The following is a 25,008-nucleotide window of genomic DNA, read 5'->3' as shown; positions in this document are numbered from 1 at the left end:
AAATAAACCGCGCTCAACTGAGCGCGGCGTCGGTTTTCATACGAATGACATTGGCGGCGCTGGCAGACCCATCGCGCCAGAACGACAACTCGGCATACTTTTCGAACAGATCCGGCGGCAGCAGGGTCCGTCGCGCTTGCGGCGCGACCCTGGGTTTGACCTTGTGCAGGCCGGCAACGCCCAGGGCCAGATCGAAGGCCGGTGCGTCGTAGGTCAAATGATTGAAGTCGTGTTCGAACCAGGGCTCGTCGATGAACTCGTAGATCAGCCGCATCACCCGCTCGGGTGCCTGGCTCAACAGGTCATAGTCGACGATCAGCAATGACTCGGCGTTTTCGCCGTAATAGGCTTCCTTGAGCGCTGTCCACGCATACCCCACGAGACGGTTGCGCTGGGCCAGGGTTTCGCAGCGGCTGTAGACGGTGTTGCGCTCGTCATCATCGTTGAACAGCTTGGTGTTCTCGAACGGGTTGGCGCGGTAGAGCCGCTCAAGACTGTCGAGCACCCAGGCGACGTTGCGCACGCAGGCGATGGTCTTGGCTTGGGGGAACAGATCCTGCAGCGCGGGCAAACGTGCGCACCACTGGCGGTTGGTGTCGAAGATGACGGGCTTGTCGGCCTTGTCGGCATAGTAGGAGTCGAACAACCCGCGCAGCAGGCGACGGCGCAAGTCGGTGTCGATCACCGAACCGAATTCGCTGCCGGCACTGCATTGCTGCAACACGCTGCTGAACAGCGTACCGACGGGGCTGGTCATGCCGGCGTGAAAGCGCGGGTTCTGCAAAAGAATTGCAGAAAGCAGGGTCGAACCTGAGCGCGGCAGACCGGAAATAAAGTGAAACTTTGACAATCCCTATCACCGTTTGTAGTCCGTTTGTGTCCGAAGAGTAGACGAGGAAACAAACCTCGACTAGTACTACTTTGATATCAAATACATCTGAGCCTGTAAAAAAGATGGACGGTATAGGTCCTCCCTCAACCTGAATCGATTAAGCCAAGCGTCAGCCATTTTCAGTCCTTGGGCAGAACGAAATAACCCCGTCTACGCTCAGCCGTGCGTGACCAGGCCAGGTGATCACAGCTTTCCCGTTGTATCCGCCAGATACCACAGACCAACAACCTGAAGGATGAGGATTCTATGGAAGTATTCATCGGTACTATCCAGCCGTTCGCTTTCAACTTTGCCCCCAGGGACTGGGCCTTGTGCAACGGGCAAACGCTCAGTCTTGCCCAATACCAGACCTTGTTTGCCCTGATCGGCGTGACGTACGGCGGCGACGGCCAGACCACTTTTCTGCTCCCCAATTTGCAGGGGCGGATGCCCATGGGCCAGGGCAACGGCCTGGGGCTGACCCCTCGGGTGATCGGCACCGTCTCCGGCACCGAAAACGTCACGGCGACGCTGAACAACCTGCCCAACCACACACACGCCCTGACCGGTATAACCGCCGCAACCACCCTGCAACTGGCGAACCCGGCCAGCAACCCGGTGAATACGCCAACGGCCACCAACTCCTTCATCGGCACCTCGGGCACAGGGCCGGGTGCGGCGAATATCTATTCCGACCAGTTAGGTGCTTCGCCGGTACCGCTGCAGGGTGTGACCACGACGGTCAGCGGTACGGTCGCCCCTACCGGCAATGGACTGCCGATGGCAATCATGAACCCATTCCTGGCGATCAACTTCAGCATTGCCCTGCAAGGCTACTTCCCATCCCGTAACTGATGATCCACCGGAGGACTACGGTCCTCCGGTCCGTTGGAGTATCGACATGTTGCAAGAAGTTCATAGCCACCATTTCCAACCACTGCTGGGCCTGACCAGCAGCCTGATCCTGCCCGACGGCAGTTGCTTACCCGTGCGGATCGAAACCCTCGAACAAGCGCCTCGGGCGAAAATGCCCAACGCAGAGCGCATGCCCTTCAGCGTCGAATTCAATAGTTTGCAGGCCACTGATTTCGTGGACGGCTTGTGCTCATTGGAAGTGCCCGAGCTGGGCAGACTCGAAGACGTATTCGTGTCGCGGATACCCCCCATGGGACGGGATCCGACGGTGGGATATTTCTACATTGCATTCAACTAGCGTGAGCCATCCGAGTGACCCTGTGGGAGCGAGCCCGCTCGCGATGGTGGCGGCACATTCGACAAGAATGCGACTGACCCACCGCTTTCGCGAGCAGGCTCCCTCCCACAAGGGATTTGTGGTGCACACAGGCCTAGTGGCCGATCCACGAATCCCACCCGGCAGAGCACGGCAACCGCGTCTAAGCTCAGCCGTGCGTAACCAGACCAGGGACGGAGTCGAACTGAACGCAATTTTCCCCCTGGCGATACCAGAACGATAACCTGAAGGACGAGGAATCTATGGAAGTATTCATGGGCACTATCCAGTCGTTTGCCTTTAATTTCGCACCCAGCGGCTGGGCGCTGTGCAGCGGGCAGACACTTGGCATTTCGCAATACCAGGCGCTGTTTTCACTGATCGGCACCTACTACGGAGGCAATGGCCAGACCAACTTCATGCTCCCCAACCTGCAAGGCCGACAGACCTTGGGCCAGGGCAACGGCCTGGGCCTGACCCCGCGTGTCATCGGCGAGACTTCAGGTACCGAAAACGTTACGGCGACATTGAACAACCTGCCCAATCACACCCACACCCTTACGGGTATTACGGCCGCAACCACCCTGCAATTGGCGAACCCGGCCAGCAATCCACTGAACGCGCCAACGGCCACCAACTCCTTCATCGGCACTTCAGGCACCGGACCGGGTGCGGCGAATATCTATTCCGACCAGCTAGGTGCGTCGCCAGTACCGCTGAAAGGCGTGACCACCACGGTCAGCGGCACGGTAGCCCCTACGGGCAACGGCCTGCCGATGGCAATCATGAACCCGTTCCTGGTCATCAACTTCAGCATTGCCCTGAACGGTCTGTTCCCATCCCGTAACTGATTTTTCAATCGCAGGGCGGCGGCCCTGTGGGAGCAAAGCTTGCTCGCGACTGCGACAAGTCAGGCAGCAACAATATTGACTGGTCTGCCGCTATCGCGAGCAAGCTTTGCTCCCACACAAACGCCTCCCACACACTAAGGAATATTGAGCTGTCAGTCGCCTTTCGGATACCAGACCAACCGCTCTGCCGCCGGGTTGCGCTCCTGGACTTCGAAGCCCAGTGCCAGGTAATGCCGACGTGCGTGAGGGTTGCTGGTCCAGACCACGGTCGCCACCGGGCAGCGGATCTGCTGCGCGGCTTTCTGCACGCCTTGCAACACCGTTCGGCCATAACCCTGTCCACGGGCCTGGGGAATGAAGGCCAGGTACAGCACGCGAATTTCATTAGGACCGAAATCGGTGCTCAAGGCGCCGATGGCGGTACCCAGTTTTTCCACGACGTAATGCATGGCATTGGGAAAGTTGTCCCCCAGCCCCTGCTCCTGCACCTGAAACTGCTGGGCGATCACCTGCTGCACCTGCTCGTGCTCGCCATCGATCCATTGCAGATCCGGTCGCGCCGCCTGATAAAGACTCTGCAAGAATGGACCGTCACTGACCCGCGACGGCCGCACCACCAGTCCCTCTGCCGCTACTGACTCCATGTGCACTCCTTAGAACCCACTTTCCCTCACACCCAGCGCCGCCAACCGACGCCAGGCCGCTCCCAATATCGATTCGCCCTGCCCTTGCAACACCACGACACCCCGCAGCGGTTGCGGCGGCGCAGCTTCGTCATCGATGGCGCTCAGGCGCACGCCATATTGCGCCTGCACAGGCTCGGCCCGCTGTTGCGAATCGCGGCGCACGGCAATCGGCCCATGGTGATCGGACGTCAACGCCTGCTGCTCAACCCAGGCGGCGCCATTGGTGTCGACTTCATTCAGTTGCACGGCAATCGAAGGGTGCATCGGATCATCGGCGATGAATCGCCCCGTGGCACCGGGCCCGACCCGCCAAAGCTCGGCCTCGGTAAGGTAGCCGCGCAAGCGGGAATCGGCCTGCACCACCCGCACCAGCGGTTGCGTGGGTGACAACCAGCGGCCCACCGCCAATTGCGGCAGCAGATCACGCACCTGGCCGGCATGGGGCGCACGCAGCAACAGGCGCTCACGTTGGGCGACCAGGCCGCGGTACTCGGCGACGGCTTCGGCCAGTTGCTGCTCGACGATGCCCGCGTCGGCGGCGGTTTCGCTACGGCCGGCCCGGCGGCGCATCTGCAATTGCTGGATCTCGATTTCCCGGCGCACGATGCTCAGGCGTGACGCCATGTCCGGCGACTCCAATTCAATCAACACGTCGCCCTGGGCCACCACCTGCCCATCGTGCACATTCACCTGTCTGACCCGTGCCGCCACCGGCGCGTACAAGGCACTGGCACGTCCGGCCTCAAGCATCGCCGGCACTTCCACGGCGCTGCGCCAGGGCAAGAGCAAGGCCAGGATCAGCGCCAGCAAGACCAATCCAGTCAGCAGCACCCGCGGCCCATGGGCCTGCTCGCGACGCTGCCACCATTGTCGCCACTCATTCACGATAGGCATGAAAATGAACCAGACCAATTCCACCATCATCAGGAAAATGCCCAGCACCTTGAAGAACAGGTGATAGACCGCCAGGGCGATGCCAAAGAACAATGCCGCGCGCCACAACCACGAGCCATATCCCCATATGAGCAAGCGGCGACGCATTTTCGGCGACCAGGGCTCCGGCGCTGCCACGCCATAGCCGAACAAAGCTTCGCGCAAACGCCAGCGACACAGGGCAAACGCACGGCCTTGAAGGTTATCCACTGCCCAGAAGTCGCTGAGCAGGAAATACCCGTCAAAGCGCATGAAGGGATTCAGGTTGATGATCAGCGTGGTGATCCAGGTGGCGCTGGCCAGCATGAATGCGGCGGTGCGGGCGGGCCCATCGGACAACAACGACCAGGCCAGCAGGGCGATGCACGCCAGTAGCAGTTCCGCCAGCACGCCGCCGGCGCCAATCAGCAACCGGGCCCGCCGATCATTGATCCGCCAGGCGTCGCTGACATCGGTATAAAACATCGGCAACAGCACCATGAACGCCACGCCCATGCTTTGCACCCGGCAACCGGCGCGCTTGGCCATGAAGGCATGGCCGAACTCATGGCACAGCTTGGCGAAAAACAACGCCACCCCGAACGCAAGCGCACCGCCCAGGCTGAACAGGTGTGGAAAAGTCGCCAGGAACCGCTGCCAATCCCGTGACGCCAGGAAAATCCCCGAACCCAGGGTCAGCGGCAGTCCATAGCGCAGGATCTTGGGCCCGAACCGTGCCAGCCAGGGCCAGGCGCGGTTGAGAAAGGCGTCCGGACGCCACAGCGGGATCCGGAAAAACAAGTATTGATGCAACAGGATCTGCCACAGGCTCTGGCGCCGGGCGGCCGTCTTGAATTGATAGCTGTCGCGCTGTTGCGGGTCCATTGCGCTGATCAGATCGTGGCCACGCAGAAAGCCCAGCAACTGCTCCAGGGACTCGCCATTGAGGGGCAGGCCCGGTTCACGGTTCGCGGCTTGCAGCACCCGTTCCGGGTCGCCCAGGGACCAATGTCGCAGCATGCGCATCGCCGCCGCGCCAAGCTTGAAGTAACGCCCGCGCACCGGATCGGCCAGGGTCCACTGAGGCGAACCATCAGGGTCCGGCGCCGCAGGGGACAGCTGCAGGTCCGGCCGCAGACTCGGCAGCGCCATGCTACAGACCTACGCTCTGGCGCAGACCTGCCAGTGGCCGACGCAACAGGTACAGCGCCAGCGGCGCACGATCTCCGAATATTTTCGCCGTGCCGCGCAAACCGATGCGCGGTGCCGCGGCGTCGAAGCGCGCATCCAATCGATAAGCAAGCTGTCCGGCGGCGGTGGGTTGCGCCTCATAGGCCGAACGCTCGAGCCAGGCCACATGCCGCTGCAACGGATCGCTGTCGAGAAACAATGCGACTTGCGCACCGGGGGCCAGGGTTATCGCATCGCCGACCGCCAGTTCGATGCGCAGCTCAGCCTGGCTGGGGTCGGCAATTTCCATCAATCGCTCACCGGTCTGCACCGGCTTGCCGAGCCAGCGCTCGACATCGGCAAACACCGCGATGCCATCCCGTTCGGCACGGACTTCACTGCGCTTGAGCAACTCGAGGGCATAGTTGCGCTCGGCACGTTTCTGTTCGACGCGAGCGGCCAGGAGGTCGATCTTGGAACTCGACTCGGCGTCGGCAAACGAGCGCTGGGAGTTGGCCTTGAGCTCCGCCTCGGCCACATCCAACGCGCGCTCGGCCACGTCAGCCTGGGCCTTGAGGCTGGTGCTTTCGAAGCGCAGCAACAGGTCACCGCTCTTGACGGCCTGATTGGGCTTGACCATGAATTCGGCGATCACGCCGTCCAGCGGCGCCGCCACCACCTGGCCACCCAGCGGCACCACTTCGGCCGGGGCCAGCACCGACTGGCGCACCGGCACCAGCAAGCCCAGCAACAGCACCGCCACCAGTGCGACCTGGCGCTTGCGCGTCCAGCGCAGGCGCCATGGTTTGCGTGGTTGCAACGCCAGCCACGCATGGCTGTAGGTGTCGCCCAGTTGCGACAGCAGCACTTGCTCGGCCGGCGTCCAGGGCTGGTCGCGGGCCAGCCACAGGCCACCGAAGACCAGCCCCTTGTGATCGATCAACGGCAGCCAGAATACCTGCGCGGCCGACAGGCTTCGCCAGTCCGCCTGTACGGCTTCGCTCACCCCATTGGCGGCAATCACCCGGGCCTGGTTCAGCACGCCTTGCTTGAACAATTGCGCCACCGCCTGCTCGACAAACGCCACGAAAGGCGCATTCGGCTCCACGGCACTGACGCCAGTCACCGCCTGCACCTTGCCGGCGATCAGCAGCGCGGCGTGGCGAAACCCGAACAGGGCCTGACCATCATTGACCAGGCTGTAGCTCAGTTGCGCCGGGTTACGCGCGGCCCGCGTCTGACGCTCCAGATCGAGAAAGCGCGCAAATACCTGCTCGACGCTGCCCATGACCGGCGCGTTCACTTGGACTCCGCGAAACGGGCCGTGCCGCTCATGCCGGACAGCAAGCCACTGGCGTCGGGCAGGCTCGCGACCAGCAGCAAGGTCTGGCTGCCTTCATCAATACGCGCGCCGAGACGCTTGACCGTCGCTTGCAGCGGCCGGCCGGTTTCGTCGGGGGTGAACGTAAAGGACTGTCCGGGCTTGAGCCTGCTCATCCAGCGCGACGGCACCAGCAGATGGATCTCCAGGGTGCGGTTGTCGACCACATCCAGCAACGGCGCACCGGCCGCGACGCTCTCATAACGCTGGACCTTGCGCGCCACCACCTGCCCATCGAACGGTGCGATCACACTGCAGCGCTTGACCTGGACCTGATACACCTGGGATTGCGCCTGGGTTTCGCTGAGCCGAGCCTCGGCCCGTGAGACTTCGAAACGCCCGACGGATTTCAATGCTTCCAGTTGTCGGTTATGCGCCAACTCCTCATTGGCGCCCCGACTCGCTGCCTGGGCTGCATTGAGCTGGGCCTGATAAGCCGAACAATCGAAACGCGCGAGGGTATCGCCCTTCTTGAACGACTCGCCCTCACTGAACGGCAATTCGACGATACGTCCGGCCAACTCACTGGCCAACACCGCCTGATCCCGCGCCCTAAGTATTCCCCGCGCCTCGTTACCGCCTGCCGCCCCAGCCGTCACATTGCTCTCGAGCAACGGATCGTCTGCCACAGGCGTCTGCGCCTGGGCTGCGCACGTTACAAAGGCCAATCCCATAACCCAACTACGAAAACGCTGCATGACCGCTACTCCCTGACGGATGGTCGGAGTCTACGACAGCGGTGAGGAGCGTCAAGGGAGATGCGGTCAGGTTTGGGAAATCTCTTGTTTCAAAAAGGTTGGGAGAAGGTCAAAAGGCACTTGGTTTTTTGCTTACGTTGGTCGGTATCAAATCCCACAAGAGCTTAGGCAGATCCACTCACTCTCATCAGCAATAGGTGATGGATTATCCAGACCTCCAAGCGGCGTCATACTTATGGAAAACCACTGAAATACACTTTTGACCAATCGGCTCAGAAACACCTTGCCTCCACACAATAAAGACGAGCAACACTCAATCGTGCCGGTGCCGGAGCTTATCCATCCACGGTTGACGCAGGATCATCCCAGGATTACGATTTGCCCACTGCTCAACCTCGTACGCAGAGATTAGGTTCTCTGGCAGTTGGGGTGAAAACACCGGCTTCGGCCGGTTTTTTCGTCTCTGGGGATTGAGTTTGTGCGTACCGCTTTTTTCGTTGATGGCTATAACGTTTTTTATGGATTGCTCGCCGGCACGCCTTATAAATGGTTGAACCTGACGCAGCTTTTGACACACATAGCCCGGGTCGAGAATCCTCAGAGCTCACTGGCTTCCGTTGATTACTTCACGTCCTCCGTCAAACCGGAACTGGCAACGCGCGGAATAGTTTCCAAAGAAGCTCAGGACTCTTATGTGCGAGCCTTGAAGGCCAGCCAAGTTACTGTTCACTATGGACGCCATCAGCTCGAACGCGCCAATGCCCCTCGTTTTATCAGTAAAAAGATCAGTGCCTCACGCCAGGATACGGTTGCCATCTGGAAACTTGAAGAAAAGGAAACGGACGTCCACATTGCAGTCAGCATGTATCGCTTAGCCTCCAAACAAGAGGCGTTGCCATGGGGAAGACGTATCGAGCAGCTTGTGCTCGTTTCCGGCGACACCGATATGGCTCCAGCTTTGAGAGCCGTTCGAGAAGACTTTCCTCACCTCAGGATCGGCGTAGTGCTCCCCTACCGAACCGGCTCCAAGCGCCTTGCTCCCGGCTCCCTAAAAGAGCACGCTCACTGGATGCGCCGCGTTGTCACTTGTGACGAGCTCCAAGCCCACCAATTCCCCAACCGGGTGCCCACCCGCAAGGCCCCCGCCATCAAACCGGATTACTGGTAGTCACACCCCGCCCCCTTCTACTCCACTAACGTCAACTCCCCATCCCGATACAGCACCTCGCGCCCCAGCCAGGCCGCATTCACCTGCGGCAGCACCGCCGAGGGTTTGCGCAGTTCGCGCAGCAGGGTCGACCCATGGGACAAGCGTCCGCCCATGCGCGCAATCACCGCCCGGGCGTTCTGATAGTGTGCATGGCGGCCTGGGTCCAGGGTCTCTTCAAGCAGAATGTCGTCGCCCAGAATGCCTTGCACCTGTCCCGGGTAGATCAGGAACCCGCTCGCTTGCTCGGTGCCCTCGCGACCATCCTGCCAGAAGCTGCCCTCGCGGCTGCGAATGTCCGGATGCGGCGCGAACCAATGGGCCCTTTCGGACGCCGGCATGGCGTGATGCAGGCGAAAGAAAATCCGCATCAGGTTATCGCGGTACCACTCGCGCACTTGCAGGTAGTAGCCGCGCAGCCCTGGCAAACCGCCCGAATGGGCCAGACGAACCGCCAAGGGCCATTGGGGGAACGCCTGCAACGGCAACTCGGTCAGTGCCGGACGCGGCGTAGCCGGGTCGGTTTCCCAAGGCAGTCGATGCGGGGCGCACTCCAGGTTGTCATAGGCGGTTGGGGGTCGTCCCAGCCAGTCGCCACCGCTGCTGGCCAACGCAGTGGCGATGCACAGGTTGCCCTGGACCACGAATACATAGAAACGGGTGAACCAGTCCGCCAATCGCTGCCCGTCGACGCCCTGTCCGGTCAGTTCGAGCAGCTCCCGATCGAAGCGCCGCAACCCCCTTTCCAACGTTGGCAAATGCCCACGAGCGATGCGCTGCATGCGCAGGAACAACAGCAGCGAACGGATCAGGCGTAGCGGTCGCCAAGGCAGATGGGGCGTAGCGCCGCCGACCTCACCCGCGTAGTTGCTGGCGCTGATGCCCCAGTCCGCCAGGCGCGCGAGAAACAGGTCGTTATTGATGTATGAAGCACCGCCAAACACCGCGGTAAAGGGCTCGTTGTCCTGCAATATCCGCGAGTCCCAGCGCGCCATGATCGCGGGAATGCTCGCCGCAGCACGGCGCTGGGCGTATTCCACCAGAACACTGGGTTGCGGCGGCAGGATCTCGGCGATGTTGGCGGCAGTCAGGTGTCGACGCCAGCCGTAGTCGCTGATCGGCCGGTACTGCAGCAACCAGAGTTGGCTGCCGTCCCAAGCCCACTCAACGTCACCGGGCACGTAGTGGAAAACCCGCAGCACGCTTTGCAGGAAGCGCCATAGCTGATCGGCGGTCAGGCCGTGGGATGGCTTGAACGTGTCGCTATTCCACGCGTCCCCCAGGCGCGAAATGATCGCGCGCTCGGGGCTCGCCTGGCCGTCGGCCAACGATTCGAGATGACCTTCGACCCACTCCAGTTCGACGGCCAAGTGACGGACGAAGGCGATCCCGGACAGCCGCGGCGTGATGAACCGCTGCACCACCACTTCCTCGACCCCTGTCGCACTCAACTCGGCAACGCGCCCCGGCACGTCCTGTGTCGATACTCGCAAGAAGGTGGTACTCAGGCCCGCGTTCGCCGCATCAGCCTGGTCTTCGCCATAACTGGAGGAGCGCACCGCCCAGAGAGCGTCCGATTGGCTGTCGAGGAACGCCGGCAGGCGCGGATCGTGGCAGTCGTTGAGCGACAGCGCCGCAGGCACCGCTTGCCCGGCCAGAGCCGCCAGGCGCAAGCGCCCACCCTTGGTATGGGCGACGAACCCTCGCTCGCCTGACTCCAGCCACGCGACGAATTCCCTCGGCGCGTCAATCCAGGGATAGTGACCCCAGCCGGGCTTCAGGCTGATGGTCAGATCGGCGCGGGCGAGAATCGCTGACCACGCCGCGGCCTGCTCGATGCCCAGCACATTGTCCTGGTCGCCCCAGACCAGTTCGACCGGGTCGGTGATCCACTCCAGCAGTGGCAGCGCGGTGTCCGCGCGCACCAGATCCCAGTGCGGCACAAAGGCACGACAGCGGGCGTACCCGGCTCCCATGCGCTGGTACTGCGCAGGCGTCCAGGTCTGGTTGGAAAACTTGCGGGCAAACAGCGTCGGCTGGTTTGCCAGTAACCAATGAATGGTTTTGCGCAGCGGCAGAGGCGACATCAATGCCGGCAGACGGCGCTGCCATAAAAAAGCTCCAACCGGCGCCAACAATACACTGCGACAGAAGTGCCCTGGTTGACGCTGCAAGGCATGCAGCACCAACAACGCATTCACCCCTACCGCCGTGATCGCGCTGCCCTTGACCGTCATCTGCAGCAAAGCCTGGGCGTAGGCGGCCAGGTCTTCGCACGGCGCTTGAGGATGATTGCCAAAGCCGGGCAGCTCCAGTGGCACCACTTCGTAGCGCTCGAAGTGCGGCAATGCATCGTCCCACCAATCGGCGGCGCTGCCGTTGCCGGCCAGCAGGTACATCAAAGGCTTGCTCATGAGCGGTCCTCAGGCCAGATCGCGCAGGGCAGCGTCGAGGGTCGGATAACGGAACCGGTACCCGGCCTCGGCAAGACGGCTCGGCACCACGCGTTGGCCGTCGAAAAACAACTGGGCCATCTCCCCTGCCAGGGCACGCACCGGTGCGGCAGGGATGTGAAACCATACCGGGCGCCTGAGAACTTTACCGACGCGCTCGGCAAACGCCCCTTGGCTGACCGTCTCCGGCGCTACCAGGTTGTAAGTGCCGTTCAGGCTCTCGTCGTCGAAGGCCCGGGCGATGACCTGGATCACATCGTCACGGTGTATCCAACTCATGATCTGCCGACCATCGCCCATCCGCCCGCCGAACCCCAGGCGAAATGGAATCAGCAAAGGCAGCAATGCCCCGCCCGGGCCAAAGACCACGCCCAGGCGCATCACCACCTGACGCAGGCCCAATTCGACGGCGGGCAACGCCGACGCTTCCCAGCGGGCACAGAGTTCGGCCATGAAACCATCGCCCTTGGCGGCACGCTCATCCAGGCTCTCACTGGCATCACGCACGCCATAAAAGCCGATGGCCGAGGCCTGGACCCACAGCGTCGGCTTGTTCCGGGCGTTCTTCAGCCAGTTGATCAATGCTTCGGTGGTATGGACCCGGCTGGCAATCAGTTGCGCCTGGCGCCGGGGACTCCAGCGTGGACCGGCCACCGGCGCCCCCGCCAGATTGATCACCACGTCGAAGATTTCGTCATGGCCCAGCTTGCTCAGCGAGCGCAGGCAACGGGCACGGCCGTCGAACAGATAGGCCGCTTTCAACGGATCCCGGGCCAACACGCTGACGGTGTGTCCGGCATCGAGCAACTGATTGACCAGTGCCTCCCCGATAAACCCGGTGCCACCGGTCACCAACACGCGCCGATGGACACCGCCCGCGAACGGATTGCCAGATTTTCCCCGGCGCTGCATGCGCAGCGCCGCCAGCCCGTCACGGATACCCGAGGCACTGACACCGACGGCAAACAGCGTCAGCAACCAGCCGCGCCAGCCCAGATCGAGCGCGCCCAGGCCAGTGGGCAAACTCGCCCATTGCGCCAGTTGCACCCCGTACAGCGCGAAGAACGCCCCGCCGTTGACCGCCAGCACCGTGTGCATGATGCGCTCAATGGCCGGCAGCTTGCGGCTGCGGTCCTCGACCACGAAATCCCAGAGCGTCAGGCCGATCTCCAGGGCGAACAGCAACCCGATGACAATCGCCCACGTTCCCTGGAAGGTCAGGTGGGCGATGCCCAGGAACAGAATCCCGTAGAAACACGAACGCAGGGCGTGGATCGACAGCTCCAACCGGGCGCTGTGGCGATAGGGCAGCGCGACGGTCAGTTCATGGTGATAGAGGGTATCCAGCGCGCCCAGGACAGCCTGGGCGATCAACAACGCGATGGCCCAGTCGAGGAGAGAAAAATCAGGCATGGTTTGACTCACTTAGCAGGTGGTCGACGAGGGGACTGCGGCGATCGTGACGGTAGAGCCAGAACAGCGGAGGCAGCAATGCAAACAGGGCAAGGCTGTCGAACCACAAATGCGACCAGACCTGCGCCTGGGCCGAAAGCAGCATGTCCTGGGGCGCCCAGAGCAGGATGCCGGCGATCAACCACCCCCAAGGCATCGCGCTTCTCAGTCGATTACCGAGATGGACCAGGGCCAGCATGTACAGCGAATAACTTTGCAACGTGGCGCCGAACAGCGCCAGCCACCAGACCTGCTGCGCCCGGGCAGCCGAAGGCACTGCGGCGCCGGACCAGAAAGCCTGTTCGATGGTTTGCAGATAGCCGTCGAGCAATCCCGCATGCCCTGCCCAGGTCAGCACGAGGCTGACCAGCAGATGCATGAGGGCAGCGGCGTATAGCCAAGCGACCAGGGCTTTGCGAAGGGAGCTGGGAGGGGCTGGCATTCCGTGTCCTGAGACTTGCTTGAGAGCCGCAAGTCTAAAGGAAAAGAAAGTGGCTTTACCTGGCTAATTGGGCTGAGTTGAAGTCCGCCATCGCGAGCAGGCTCGCTCCCACAGGAAATGGGCGCAGACGCGAATGTCACGACCAGCACAGACCCTGTGTGGGAGCGAGCCTGCTCGCGATGGCGTCCGCCCAGACAACCGCTTACCTGAACATCATGACAGCCCTTCCATCAACGCTGCATCCCCCAACGCTTCACCGTCACCCGCTCCAGGTTGTCGAACACCAGGTTCTCCACCATCAAGCCGATCAGGATCACCACCGCCAACCCGGCAAAGACCTTGTCGGTGTATAGCTCGTTACGGTTCTGGAAGATGTACCAACCCAGGCCGCCCTTACCGCTGGTGGCGCCGAACACCAGTTCAGCGGCGATCAACGTACGCCAGGCAAAGGCCCAGCCGATTTTCAACCCCGCGAGGATCGACGGCAGCGCTGCGGGAATCAGGATGAACAGCACGAAGCGCAGACCCTTGAGCCCATAATTGCGCCCCGCCATGCGCAAGGTTTCGGACACGCCGAGAAAGCCCGCGTACATATTCAGCGCCAACGCCCACAGCACCGAATGCACCAACACGAAGATCAGGCTGTTCTGCCCCAGGCCGAACCACAACAATGCCAGCGGCAGCAAGGCGATGGCTGGCAATGGATTGAACATCGACGTGAGGGTGCTGAGCAGGTCCCGCCCCAACCGCGTCGACACCGCCAGGGTCGTCAGGCCAAACGCCAGGGCGATGCCCAGCAGATATCCCTTGAGCAGCACCGCCAGGGAAATCCAGACCTTGCCCAACAGTTCGCCACTGCGCAGCCCTTCGTACAAAGCACTGGCGGTTTGCAGGAAACCCGGCAGCAACAAGTCATTGTTCTGGTAGCGGGCCAGCCCCTCCCATAACAGCGCCAGCAGCACGAGGATCAAGCTCTTGCGCAGCCAACCCTGCTGCCAGAGACGCTGGCCCAGGGGTAACTCCCGTTCCAGCGGCAGGTGGGTCAGGGGTTGCAGGTCAACTTCATATTCTTCGCGCACAGGCGATAAACGGCTCATGGGTCGCCCCTCTCAATACGCGATACGAATGTCGGCAAAATCCAGTTCCCGTTCGGTGTCGGGCCCTGAGCCTTGCTCGAACAGCAACCGATGAATCCGCCGGGCCGTCTGCTGGAATGCCACGCCACCCAGGCTATGCAGGTCGAATTGATGGCTGTGGATCTCCGCCCTTACCCGCCCCGGATGCGGTGAGAGCAGCAGGATACGATTGCCCACCACCAACGCTTCTTCGATGGAGTGAGTGACGAACAGCAGTGTGAAGCGCACCTCTTCCCAGAGCAGCAGCAGTTCCTCCTGCATCTTGCGTCGGGTCAGGGCATCGAGGGCGGCGAAGGGCTCGTCCATCAAGAGGATTTTCGGTTGCATCGCGAGTGCCCGGGCGATGGCGACACGGGCCTTCATGCCACCCGACAACGTGTGCGGATAGGCATCGACAAAGGCCCCCAACCCGACCTTGTCCAGGTAATGCAACGCCCGCTCTTCGGCCTCGGCACGCTTGAGGGTGCGCGAGGCCAGGAGTGCGAACATTACGTTCTGCTTGACGGTTTTCCAGGGCGGCAACTGATCGAATTCCTGGAACACCACGACCCGGTCGGGCCCTGGTGCGTTGACGGCTTCTCCTTGCAGGCGGATCTCGCCTTCCTGCGGTGCGATGAAACCGCCGATGGCCTTGAGCAATGTGGACTTGCCACAACCCGACGGGCCGAGCAGCACGAAGCGGTCCGCCGGATCGACGTCGAAGCTGACTCGATGGGTGGCCCGCACCACGCGTTGGGAGGTGCGGTACTCCAGGCTGACGTTATCCACTGACAACAACGGGGTATCGGTGCGAGCGGGGTTGCTGGCCGCGTGGCCTTGCAATAGCGCGGTCATGGCGATCAACTCCCCTGCAATGGCTTGGCGTCCTGGAAGAAATAATCCTCCCAGGAGGCCGGCTTGTTCTTGATCGCGCCAACGCGGTACAGGAATTCGGCCAGCGGGTAGGTGTTCTTCGGCGTGACCGTGAATTCGATCTGCGGGTTATCGATGATCTTCAGCAGCGTCGCCCGATCGATCTTGGCCTGGGTCACCCGCAGGTAGGTATCCGCCGCCGCGCCTTTGTCCTTCTGGGCAAACTCGGCCGCTTCGGTCAGCGCCTCGACGAACGCCTTGTAGGTTTTCGGGTTCTCATCGCGAAACTTCTCGGTGGCGAACAACACTGTGGGGGAGTTCGGCCCCAACACATCATAGGAATTGAGCACCACATGAACGCCCGGGGTTTGCAGCGCCTGGTCCTGGAACGGCGGGTTGGAGAAATGTCCGGTCAACTCCGTGCCGCCAGCGATCAAAGCCGCCGTCGCGTCCGGGTGTGGAACGGCCAGGGTGTACTTGTCCAGGCGATTGAATTCCTTGTCGCCCCATTGCTTCGCGGCGGCGTACTGCAGGAAACGTGACTGCACCGAAACACCTACCGCCGGCACCGCGATACGATCCTGCTCGGTGAAGTCGGCGATGGTCTTGACCTTGGGGTTGTTGCTCAACAGGTAATAAGGAAAGTTGCCCAGAGAAGCCACCGCCTTGACGTTCTGCTTGCCGCGGGTGCGGTCCCAGATGGTCAGCAATGGGCCGACCCCGGCGCCAGCAATGTCGATGGAGCCCGACAGTAACGCATCGTTGACCGCCGCGCCGCCAGACAACTGGGTCCAGTCGACCTTGATGTCGATGCCTTCCTGCTTGCCGTGTTTCTCGATCAACTGCTGGTCACGGACCACGTTCAGCAGCAGGTACACGATGCCGAACTGCTCCGCGATACGAATCTCACCCTCGGCGCGGGCGCTGGAGGGTGCCACCAGGCTACCGGCCAACAGGCTGAATCCCAGGCCGACGGCAGCGGCCAGCGGCGCAAAAGCAATGCGTTTGGACATGTTGATTCTCCGGGCGCTATGCGCGTGGGCAGCCAATCAGAAAGGGGCGTCGCCCTGGATGGTGGTGCGGTACAGCTTGCGACGCAGATGACTCGGGCAACCGGCGGCCAGATGGATCAGCGAGCGGTTGTCCCAGAACACCAGGTCGTGGGGCTGCCATTGATGGCGATAGATATTCCGGGGCAACACGCTGTGTGCGTACAACTCGGCCAGCAGCGCTTTGCTTTCGTCCTCCGGCAAACCGACGATGCGGGTGGTGAAGCCTTCACTGACGAACAACGCCTTGCGCCCGGTTTCCGGATGGGTGCGCACGATCGGGTGAACCACCTCGGCGACCTGGGCCAGTTGCTCCGGTGTCAGCTTCGGTCGCCAGTTGCCTTCGAATTTGCTTTCGCTGTAGCGCGCGGTATAGGAGTGCGCCGCCGAACGGCCTTCCACGGCTTTGCGCAACGCCCCGGGCAAGCCATCCCAGGCCTTGTGCATGTCAGCGAACAGCGTATCGCCACCTTCGCTCGGCAACTCCTGCGCGTGGAGCATCGACCCCAGGCTGGGCAGTTGTTTATAGGAAAGGTCGGAATGCCAGAACTTCCCGGCGTCGCCCAGACCGATGGACTGGCCGTTCTCGATGATGTTGGAAACGATGAGAATTTCGGGATGCCCGGCCAACAGGAACTGCTTGAGCACATGAATCTGCAGCACGCCAAAACGGCGGCTGAAGGCGATGTGCTGTTCAGGGGTAATGCGTTGATCACGGAACACCACGACGTGATGGTCCAAGTGCGCCCGATGGATACGGGCGAAATCCTGGTCATTGAGCGGTCGGGACAGGTCCAGGCCAATGATCTCGGCGCCAACGGCGCCGTTGAACGGGCGAATTTCGAAGCTTTGCGGCGCGATATTCTCGACGCTTGGAAAATCCGAGGAATAAGAAACGGCTGGCATACATCACTCCTACGCACAGCGCGCTTCATGGGCGCGCCTCGATCAAAAACTCACGGCATGGCCGTATGGGTTCGTGTCGTGCGGCGCGCCGATTGGTCGGCAGGTACGCAGGGGTATGACTTTATCGGTATAAGAATCTAAATTTAAATACCGTTAGTGAATAACGATATGGCCTGGAGTTTTCACCTGTCCCTGTGGCGAGGGGATTTATCCCCGCTGGGCTGCGCAGCAGCCCTGAAGCCATGCACCCTGGCGTATCAGGCAGATTGAGTTGCTTGGTTTGGGGCCGCTTCGCAGCCCAGCGGGGATAAATCCCCTCGCCACAGGGGACGGGGCGGCCTCGATTGCTCGTCTCTACCGCTCGTGCAACGCCTCGGCCCGGGCCTTGATGATGGGCTTGAGCAGGTAGCTGAGCACGGTTTTCTTGCCGGTGATGATGTCCACCGAGGCCACCATGCCCGGGATGATCAGCAGCGGTTTGTCATCGGTGCCCAGGTGGCTGCGCTCGGTGCGCAGCTTGATGATGTAGTAGGTGGTTTTCTTGTCTTCGTCGGTGATGGTGTCGGCGCCGATCTGTTCCAGCTTGGCCTTCAGCCCACCGTAGATGGTGTAGTCATACGCGGTGAATTTCACCGTGGCGTCCTGGCCAGGGTGCAGGAAGGCGATGTCCTGGGGACGGATTTTCGCTTCCACCAGGATGGTATCGTCCAGCGGCACGATCTCCACCAGGTCACTGCCAGGCTGGATCACGCCACCGATGGTGTTCACCAGCATTTTGTTGACGATACCCCGCACGGGCGACGTTACCAGCGTGCGGCTTACGCGGTCTTCCAGAGCCTTGCCAGTCGCCTGGGCCTTGTTCAGGTCGGTGCGCGCCTCGTTGAGCTGGGTCAGCGCTTCGCTGCGGAACTTGCCGCGGGTCTCGTCGATCTTGCGTTGCACTTCCTTGATCGCCGATTCGGCGCGAGGAATCGCCAGCGTCGTGGCATCCAGTTGCCCGCGGGTCTCGACTTCAGCACGCTTGAGCCGCAGCACTTCCACCGGTGATACCGCGCCCTGAGCCACCAACGGTTCAGACATGTTGATTTCCTGGCGTTGCAACGCCAGGCCGGAACGGTACTGCGCCTGCTTCGAAATGAACTCGCGCAACTCCTGCTGGCGCTGCACCAGTTGCTCCTGCAACCCACCGATTTCATCGTGCAATTGCTGGCGACGGCTGATGTACAGCGACTCTTCACTGGCGGCCTGGCCCGGCACAGCCTTGAGCACGTCGGCCGGGAAGTTCAGCGGCCGGTCGTCGACCTCGGCACTCAATCGTTCGACCCGCAACAGCATGGACAGGCGATCCGCCTCGGTTTCCCCCACATTTGAGACGAACCGTGTGTCGTCCAGCCGAATCAAAGGCGCACCGGCCTCGACAATCTGCCCTTCCTTGATGAACAACTCGGCGACGATGCCGCCCTCCAGGTTCTGGATCTTCTGGATCTTGGACGACGGAATCGCCTTGCCGTCGCCCTTGGTCACTTCGTCGACCACGGCGAAGTTGGCCCACAGCACCAGGAACACAAAGAACGCGATGATGCCCCAGATCGTCAGGCGCACCACTCGTGGTGCGTCTTCGATCAGGGCCTTGTTCACCTCCGGCAGGGGTTGTCCACTAAGCGAAGCGGAGCCTTTGAAATAACGGCCCACGGAATCCTTGATACCCGACTTAAGCAACACTGATCTGCCCCTTCTTCAACGCTTCCATCACGGCAGCTTTCGGGCCGTCGGCCAGGACTTGCCCGCGGTCGATCACAAGCAGGCGATCCACCAGCGACAGCAAGGATGCCCGGTGCGTCACCAGCAACACGGTCTTGTTTTCCACCACGGAGGCAAGGCGCTGCTTGAGGCGCTCCTCACCGGTGTTGTCCATGGCGCTGGTGGGTTCGTCCAGCAGCAGGATCGGTGGGTTGAGCAGCAGCGCACGGGCCAGGGCAACGTTCTGGCGCTGACCGCCGGACAAGTTTTGCCCGCGCTCGCCGACTTGCAATTCATAGCCCTGGGGATGCAGGCGCGCGAACTCATGCACACCCGCCAGTTCGGCGGCCTGGAGCACCAACTCGTCTTCGACATAACGGGCGCCTGAGGTCAGGTTGTCCCGCAGGGTGCCGGCCAGCAGTTGGATGTCCTGGGGGACGTAACCGACGTTGTAGCGCAACTCGCTGACATCGATCTGACGAATGTCCACGCCATCCACCAACAAGGCACCATCGTCCGGCTGGTAAAGGCCCACCAACAACTTCGCCAGGGAGCTCTTGCCCGAACCACTACGGCCGATGATGCCGATTTTCTCACCAGGCTTGATGACCAGGTTGATGTTCTTCAGCGCGGGGTTCTGTTGGTTCGGGTAGGTGAAATTCAATTGCCGGCATTCGATGGCACCCTGCAGGACCTTGCGGCTCAACGGACGCTCTTCGAAATTGCGCTCCTGGGGCAGCTCCATCATCTGATCGACGGAGGTCATGGTCACCCGCGCCTGCTGGTAACGGGTCAGCAGGCCCGACAGCGACGCCAGCGGGCTGAGGGCACGGCCACTGAGCATGTAGCAGGCAACCAGCCCACCCATACTCAAGTTACCGGCGATGATCAGGTAGACACCGAAGACGATCATGATCACGCCCGCCAGTTGCTGGATCAGCAAGGTGATGTTCATCGCCAGCCCGGACAGCATTTTTACCCGCAGCTCGAGACGGCTGAGGGTGCCGATAGTCTGCTCCCACTGGTATTGACGCTCGCTCTCGGCGTTATTGACCTTCACCGCATCCAGGCCGGCCAGGGTCTCGATCAGGCTGGACTGGCGCTCGGCGCCCAAGGCCATGGTCCGCTCCATGGTCGCCACCAGGGGCTTCTGCAATGCGTAGCCGATCAGCAGGGCGATCGGGAACGCCAGCACCGGAATCCACACCAGGTGTCCGCCGATAATCGCGATGACCATGAAGATCAACAAGGTAAACGGCAGGTCGATCAGGCTGGTAAGGGTCAGCGAGGCGAGGAAGTCTCGCAGGCTCTGGAATTCATGGATGTTCTGGGCAAAGCTGCCGACCCGCGCCGGACGGTACTTCATCGCCATGCCGACGATACGCTCGAACAGCGTGGCGGAAATGATCAGGTCGGTTTTCTTGCCCGCCAGGTCCAGGCACAGGCTGCGCAACATTTTCAGGATCAGGTCGAACAGATAGGCACCGGTGATGCCGATGGCCAATACCCACAAGGTCGACTCGGCCTGGTTTGGCACGACTCGGTCGTAGACGTTCATCACGAACAGCGGCGCAGCCATGGCGATGATGTTGATCAGCAGGCTCGCGGCAATCGCATCGGCGTACAGCCAACGGGAACGCTTGAGGGTATCGCGAAACCACGAGCGCGCCCGGGGAATAAGCGTGCCGTGGTTCACATCGAATTTGTGCTGGGGCTGGGCGAAGAAGACCTTGCCGCTGTAGTCGTCGGCCAGCAGTTCACGACTGACCGTCACTTCTCCGCCGTCGCTTTCGCTGAGCAGCAGCCGCGCCTGATCGTCACCGACCCAGCCCAGCAACACCGCACTGCGACCGTCCTTGAGCAGCAACAAGGCCGGCATGGCAATGGTCGGGATCTGCTCGAGCCGGCGTTGCAGCACCCGGCCTTGCAAGCCGGCCCGGGCGGCAGCGCGCGACAATAATTCGACGCTCAGCCGTTGCTTGGGCAGCGGCAGCCCGGTGGTGAGCATCGCCGCGCTGGCCGGTTTCTGATGCAGCATGCAGAGCGCCAGCAACCCGTCCAGCAACGGGTCGTCATGCAGCGTGCGCGGGTCATGGACTAGTTCGACTCGACTGACTTCTGATTCCACGCTCTGCACTCTTTACTGATCAAACTGGATGGATGATTCAATTCATCCCAGGCAACTGGACCTTGGGTTTCACGTCATTCTGCACAACGGATGCCAACGGCGCGACTACCCCCTGACTTTTGAGCAGCTCGCCCATGGTTGCCTTGATCCGATACTGAGTGAACAACTGCACGTTCTTGATTTCCGCCAACCGCCGGGAAGCACTGAACAGCTCGTTTTCGCTATCGAGCAAGTCGAGCAGGGTCCGCTCGCCGAGGCTGAACTGCTTCTGGTAGGCGTTACGCACGCTGGCGCTGCGGTCCACGTATTGCTGGGCAATCGGTACTTGGGCATTGGCATTGTTGAGAGCGTTCCAGGCCAGGCCCAGTTCTTCGGTCAGTTGACGCAAGGCGTTGTTACGGATGTCCAGGGCCTGGTTGGACAGGTAGGACTTGGACTCCAGATCCGCCTTGTTGCTGCCGCCGGCATACAGGTTGAAACGCATGCGCAGCATGGCCTGCCATTCGTTGTTGTGACCGTCCTGGCCGTCCAGGTCGTTGTCAGCGGTGCGACCCAGTTCGGCGTCGAAGCGTGGGTAGAAGCTCGACTTGGCGGCTTCGTACTGTTTCTCGGTAGCGACGATGTCCGCCTCGGCCGAACGCAGTACCGGGCTGTTTTCCAGCATCTGGGCACGAGCTTCCGTCAGGTTGGCCGGCAGCAGCGCCATAAAATCGGCGGGGCGTTCCAGTTGGTCAGGCAACTGGCCCACGGCACTGAGGTAGTTGGTCTCGGCGTCGGCCAGATTGGTCTGCTCGGTGATCAGGTTGTTGCGGGCCTGGGCCACGCGTGCTTCGGCCTGATCGTGGTCGGCACGGTTGCCCACGCCGCGCTCGGTACGCAGTTTGATCTGATCGAAGATGCGCTCGTGGCTCTTGAGGTTCTCCTCGGCCAGGCGTACGAACTCGCGCCGGGTCAGCACATCCAGATAAACCTGGGCCACGGTCAGGCCGGTGCGCTCGGAGGTATCGAGCAGCGAATAGGCGCGGGCATTAACGGTGGCTTGTTGACGCCCCACTTCACTGGACGTCGCAAAACCGTCAAAAACCATTTGTGTCACACGCAGGCTCGACTCGCCGCGATTCAGGGTTTCCCAATGATTGTTACTGCCCGACCGGGTCGTGACACTGTCGGTGCCTTCGCGACCATACCCCGCCGCCACGTCTACCCGGGGCAGGTAACCGCCCTTGGCCGCCTTGAGTTGATAGTCCGCTGCCAGGCGGCTGTTCACTCCAGCCTGGATTTCAGGATGTACGTCCAGGGCCTGTTGCATAGCCTGCGGCAAGGTTTGTGCCTGCACGAAACTGGCAGCGAGAGCGAAGGGTAAAGCCATTAACAAATGCGAACGCATGGTGTTTTTTCTTCCTGAAACGCTTGTCTTGGATCACAGCGAAACGAGGCGCTGCATCGTATGATGGCAACCGGAATTACCGTATGTCGGAAAGTTCGAAGCAGGTACTGAATCTTGCAGCGAAAGAACAAGCCGCCACTTAAATATCAATGTGACATGACCGATACAATTGTTTAGGATGCCCAGAGGAAGGTCAATAGTTTGGCGAAAACAAAAATCCCAAGAATTTAAGCCAAATTATTGACATATCAAAGCGTCAAATAACCTTATCAAGTAAAGCCAAAACGTCCAGACCGCCGCTATCCACAGCTTGCGGGCCCATGGAAGTTTACTGAACGTGGCATCCGGAGAGTCATCAATGAGCAGCGTTATTGCCGTCGTCAAAAGCATTGTCGGTCAGGTTTTCGCCGTGTCCCCGGAGGGTATCCGGCGCGTGCTCATTGAAGGTGATCGTCTGTTTACAGGCGATCAGTTGGACACCGGTCCTGCCGGCTCCGTCACGTTGGACCTGGCCGATGGCCGCACCCTCGATCTGGGCCGAGACACCCAGTGGAGCGCCAACACTCCAGACTCATCCACTGATCTCGAACAGGCCACTGCCCAGGCCGCGCCGTCGGTGGAAGAACTGCAGCAGGCCATCGCAGCCGGTGTCGACCCGACTACAGCCCTCGAAGCCACCGCCGCCGGAGCGGGCGAAACGAGTACCGGTGGTTCCGCCGGTGGCGGCCACAGCGTTGTCGTGCTGGATGCCACGGCCGGCAGCGTCGACCCGACTGTCGGTTTCCCAACTGAAGGCCTGGGCGCGACCAACGCCGCGAATAACAACATCACCGGCCTGGCCACCAATGCCAACGCCAATACCACTGCCAACACCCTGATCAATTCAACGCTGACGCTGAGCGCCACCCCGACCCTGACCGAGGCCGGTGGCGTGCTGGTCTATACCGCGACCGTTACTCAGGCGCCCCTGACCGACCTGACGGTAACCCTGTCCAATGGCTCGGTGATCGTGATTTCCGCCGGACAAACCACCGGCAGCGTCAACGTCCCACTGGCACCGAACGACACCGTCTACAACGACCCAAGCCAGATCAGCGTGACCGTGACCGGCACCACCGGTGGCAGCGGTATCGCCGTGACCCTGCCCACCACGCCAGCCGTGACCCAGATCACCGACACCATCGACACCACCAATGTCACCCTGACCGCAGGCGAGACGGTGACCGAAGGGGGGCAGATCACCTACACCGCGACATTGACCAACCCGGCACAGACCCCAGTGACCGTGACCTTGAGCAATGGCTCGGTCATTACCATCGCTGCGGGCCAGACCTCCGGCACCGTTGCCGTCGACACTCCGACCAACGACGTCTACAACAACGGCAGTACCGTCAGCACCACCATCACCGGTGCGACCGGTGGCAACTTCGAAAACCTGGTGCCGAGCACCGCGCCTGCGGTCACCACGATCACTGATTCGGTAGACACCACTGGCCTGACCCTGAGCGCCACCAACAACATCACCGAAGGCGGCCAGATCACCTATACCGCCACGCTGACCAATCCGGCCCAGACCCCAGTCACTGTAACCTTGAGCAATGGCTCGGTTATCACCATCGCTGCCGGTCAAACTACGGGTACCGTCAATGTCGAGACGCCAACCAACGACGTCTACAACAATGGCGGCACCGTCAGCACCACCATCACCGGCGCAACCGGCGGCAACTTCGAAAACCTGGTGCCAAGCACCACGCCAGCCGTCACTACCATTACCGACTCGGTGGACACCACTGGCCTGACCTTGAGCGCCAGCGAGAACATCACTGAAGGCGGTTCGATTGTTTACACAGCGACCCTGACCAACGCAGCGCAGACGCCAGTGACCGTGACCTTGAGCAACGGCTCGGTCATCACCATCGCAGCGGGCGAAACCACAGGCAGCGTCAATGTCGAGACACTAGCCAACGACGTCTACAACAACGGCAGCACCATCAGCACCACCATTACCGGTGCGACTGGTGGCAACTTCGAGAATCTGGTGCCGAGCACCACGCCTGCGGTTACCACCATTACTGACTCGGTGGACACCACTGGTTTGACCCTGAGCGCCAGCGAAGGCATCACCGAAGGTGGTTCGATTGTTTACACCGCAACGCTGACCAATGCGGCTCAAACGCCAGTGACCGTCACCTTGAGCAACGGCTCGGTCATCACCATCGCAGCGGGCGAAACCACCGGCAGCGTCAATGTCGAGACACTAGCCAACGACGTCTACAACAACGGCAGTACCGTCAGCACTACCATCACCGGTGCCACCGGCGGCAACTTCGAAAACCTGGTTCCAGACACGACACCTGCGGTTACCACGATCACTGATTCGGTGGATAACACTGGCCTGACTCTGAGCGCCAGCGAAACCATCACCGAAGGCGGCCAGATCACCTATACCGCGACGC

20 protein-coding genes are annotated in these 25,008 nt (G+C 61.4%); 5 read left to right on the top strand and 15 right to left on the bottom strand.

What is annotated here, in order from left to right; all coding sequences use genetic code 11:
* Window positions 1-13: 13 nt before the first annotated feature.
* The gene (locus ACODTO_RS10010) at window positions 14-850 is read right to left on the bottom strand and encodes a sulfotransferase family protein (protein WP_047700034.1); all 837 of its coding nucleotides are present in this window, start codon (window positions 848-850) and stop codon (window positions 14-16) included.
* Between the two features lie 288 nt (window positions 851-1,138).
* Here ACODTO_RS10010 and ACODTO_RS10005 point away from each other — a divergent pair, with 288 nt between their 5' ends.
* From ACODTO_RS10005 to ACODTO_RS09995, 3 genes are all read left to right on the top strand, one after another.
* The gene (locus ACODTO_RS10005) at window positions 1,139-1,726 is read left to right on the top strand and encodes a phage tail protein (protein WP_139646172.1); all 588 of its coding nucleotides are present in this window, start codon (window positions 1,139-1,141) and stop codon (window positions 1,724-1,726) included.
* Between the two features lie 46 nt (window positions 1,727-1,772).
* Window positions 1,773-2,084 (top strand): DUF6916 family protein, encoded by a 312-nt coding sequence (locus ACODTO_RS10000; protein WP_139646170.1) that lies wholly within the window; start codon window positions 1,773-1,775, stop codon window positions 2,082-2,084.
* Window positions 2,085-2,365: 281 nt separating this feature from the next.
* Window positions 2,366-2,953 (top strand): phage tail protein, encoded by a 588-nt coding sequence (locus ACODTO_RS09995; protein ID WP_139646169.1) that lies wholly within the window; start codon window positions 2,366-2,368, stop codon window positions 2,951-2,953.
* A gap of 152 nt (window positions 2,954-3,105) precedes the next feature.
* On the opposite strand, the gene ACODTO_RS09990 is transcribed toward ACODTO_RS09995, so the two are convergent.
* Genes ACODTO_RS09990 through ACODTO_RS09975 form a run of 4 tightly spaced genes read right to left on the bottom strand, consistent with a single transcriptional unit; the run spans window position 3,106 to window position 7,800 of the window.
* Window positions 3,106-3,597 (bottom strand): GNAT family N-acetyltransferase, encoded by a 492-nt coding sequence (locus ACODTO_RS09990; protein WP_175384556.1) that lies wholly within the window; start codon window positions 3,595-3,597, stop codon window positions 3,106-3,108.
* 9 nt (window positions 3,598-3,606) lie between these two features.
* Window positions 3,607-5,703, bottom strand: coding sequence for an efflux RND transporter periplasmic adaptor subunit (locus ACODTO_RS09985; protein ID WP_489106361.1), 2,097 nt, complete (start codon window positions 5,701-5,703; stop codon window positions 3,607-3,609).
* A 1-nt stretch (window position 5,704) separates the two neighbouring features.
* Entirely contained in the window at window positions 5,705-7,024 is a 1,320-nt protein-coding gene (locus ACODTO_RS09980; RefSeq protein WP_489106360.1) for an efflux RND transporter periplasmic adaptor subunit, read from the bottom strand.
* The gene (locus ACODTO_RS09975) at window positions 7,021-7,800 is read right to left on the bottom strand and encodes an efflux RND transporter periplasmic adaptor subunit (protein ID WP_139646161.1); all 780 of its coding nucleotides are present in this window, start codon (window positions 7,798-7,800) and stop codon (window positions 7,021-7,023) included. The genes ACODTO_RS09980 and ACODTO_RS09975 overlap by 4 nt, the downstream gene beginning before the upstream one ends.
* 478 nt (window positions 7,801-8,278) lie before the next feature.
* On the opposite strand from ACODTO_RS09975, the gene ACODTO_RS09970 reads away from it, so the two are divergent.
* Window positions 8,279-8,968 carry an NYN domain-containing protein gene (locus ACODTO_RS09970; protein ID WP_139646159.1) on the top strand — a complete coding sequence of 230 codons (690 nt, stop codon included), beginning with the start codon at window positions 8,279-8,281 and terminating at the stop codon, window positions 8,966-8,968.
* 17 nt (window positions 8,969-8,985) lie between these two features.
* Here the strand turns inward: ACODTO_RS09970 and ACODTO_RS09965 are convergent, their stop codons facing one another.
* From ACODTO_RS09965 to ACODTO_RS09920, 10 genes are all read right to left on the bottom strand, one after another.
* Window positions 8,986-11,421 carry a PEP-utilizing enzyme gene (locus ACODTO_RS09965; protein ID WP_489106359.1) on the bottom strand — a complete coding sequence of 812 codons (2,436 nt, stop codon included), beginning with the start codon at window positions 11,419-11,421 and terminating at the stop codon, window positions 8,986-8,988.
* A 9-nt stretch (window positions 11,422-11,430) separates the two neighbouring features.
* A complete protein-coding gene (locus ACODTO_RS09960; protein WP_175361994.1) occupies window positions 11,431-12,873 on the bottom strand; it encodes a TIGR01777 family oxidoreductase in 1,443 nt (480 codons plus the stop codon).
* The gene (locus ACODTO_RS09955) at window positions 12,866-13,354 is read right to left on the bottom strand and encodes a cell division protein (protein ID WP_139646153.1); all 489 of its coding nucleotides are present in this window, start codon (window positions 13,352-13,354) and stop codon (window positions 12,866-12,868) included. Before ACODTO_RS09955 ends, ACODTO_RS09960 begins: the two co-directional genes overlap by 8 nt.
* Window positions 13,355-13,584: 230 nt before the next feature.
* Entirely contained in the window at window positions 13,585-14,451 is an 867-nt protein-coding gene (locus ACODTO_RS09950; RefSeq protein ID WP_175384551.1) for an ABC transporter permease, read from the bottom strand.
* 12 nt (window positions 14,452-14,463) lie between these two features.
* On the bottom strand, window positions 14,464-15,324 hold the full coding sequence (locus ACODTO_RS09945) for an ABC transporter ATP-binding protein (RefSeq protein ID WP_489106358.1): 861 nt from the start codon (window positions 15,322-15,324) through the stop codon (window positions 14,464-14,466).
* Between the two features lie 5 nt (window positions 15,325-15,329).
* Window positions 15,330-16,355 carry an ABC transporter substrate-binding protein gene (locus ACODTO_RS09940; protein WP_139646147.1) on the bottom strand — a complete coding sequence of 342 codons (1,026 nt, stop codon included), beginning with the start codon at window positions 16,353-16,355 and terminating at the stop codon, window positions 15,330-15,332.
* A gap of 36 nt (window positions 16,356-16,391) precedes the next feature.
* Complete coding sequence (locus ACODTO_RS09935; protein WP_464710099.1) at window positions 16,392-17,297, bottom strand: TauD/TfdA dioxygenase family protein; 906 nt, start codon at window positions 17,295-17,297, stop codon at window positions 16,392-16,394.
* 354 nt (window positions 17,298-17,651) lie between these two features.
* On the bottom strand, window positions 17,652-19,019 hold the full coding sequence (locus ACODTO_RS09930) for an HlyD family type I secretion periplasmic adaptor subunit (RefSeq protein ID WP_139646144.1): 1,368 nt from the start codon (window positions 19,017-19,019) through the stop codon (window positions 17,652-17,654).
* Window positions 19,009-21,165 carry a type I secretion system permease/ATPase gene (locus ACODTO_RS09925; protein WP_175384548.1) on the bottom strand — a complete coding sequence of 719 codons (2,157 nt, stop codon included), beginning with the start codon at window positions 21,163-21,165 and terminating at the stop codon, window positions 19,009-19,011. The genes ACODTO_RS09930 and ACODTO_RS09925 overlap by 11 nt, the downstream gene beginning before the upstream one ends.
* 37 nt (window positions 21,166-21,202) lie before the next feature.
* A complete protein-coding gene (locus tag ACODTO_RS09920; RefSeq protein WP_139646139.1) occupies window positions 21,203-22,552 on the bottom strand; it encodes a TolC family outer membrane protein in 1,350 nt (449 codons plus the stop codon).
* Window positions 22,553-22,910: 358 nt separating this feature from the next.
* Between ACODTO_RS09920 and ACODTO_RS09915 the strand changes: the two genes are divergently transcribed.
* On the top strand, window positions 22,911-25,008 hold a 2,098-nt coding region (locus ACODTO_RS09915), incomplete at its 3' end, for a retention module-containing protein (RefSeq protein WP_489106357.1).

Source organism: Pseudomonas sp. FG13 (assembly GCF_057809755.1).
Note: the sequence above shows the minus strand (reverse complement) of the source record. Positions and strands in the feature narration are given on the sequence as shown.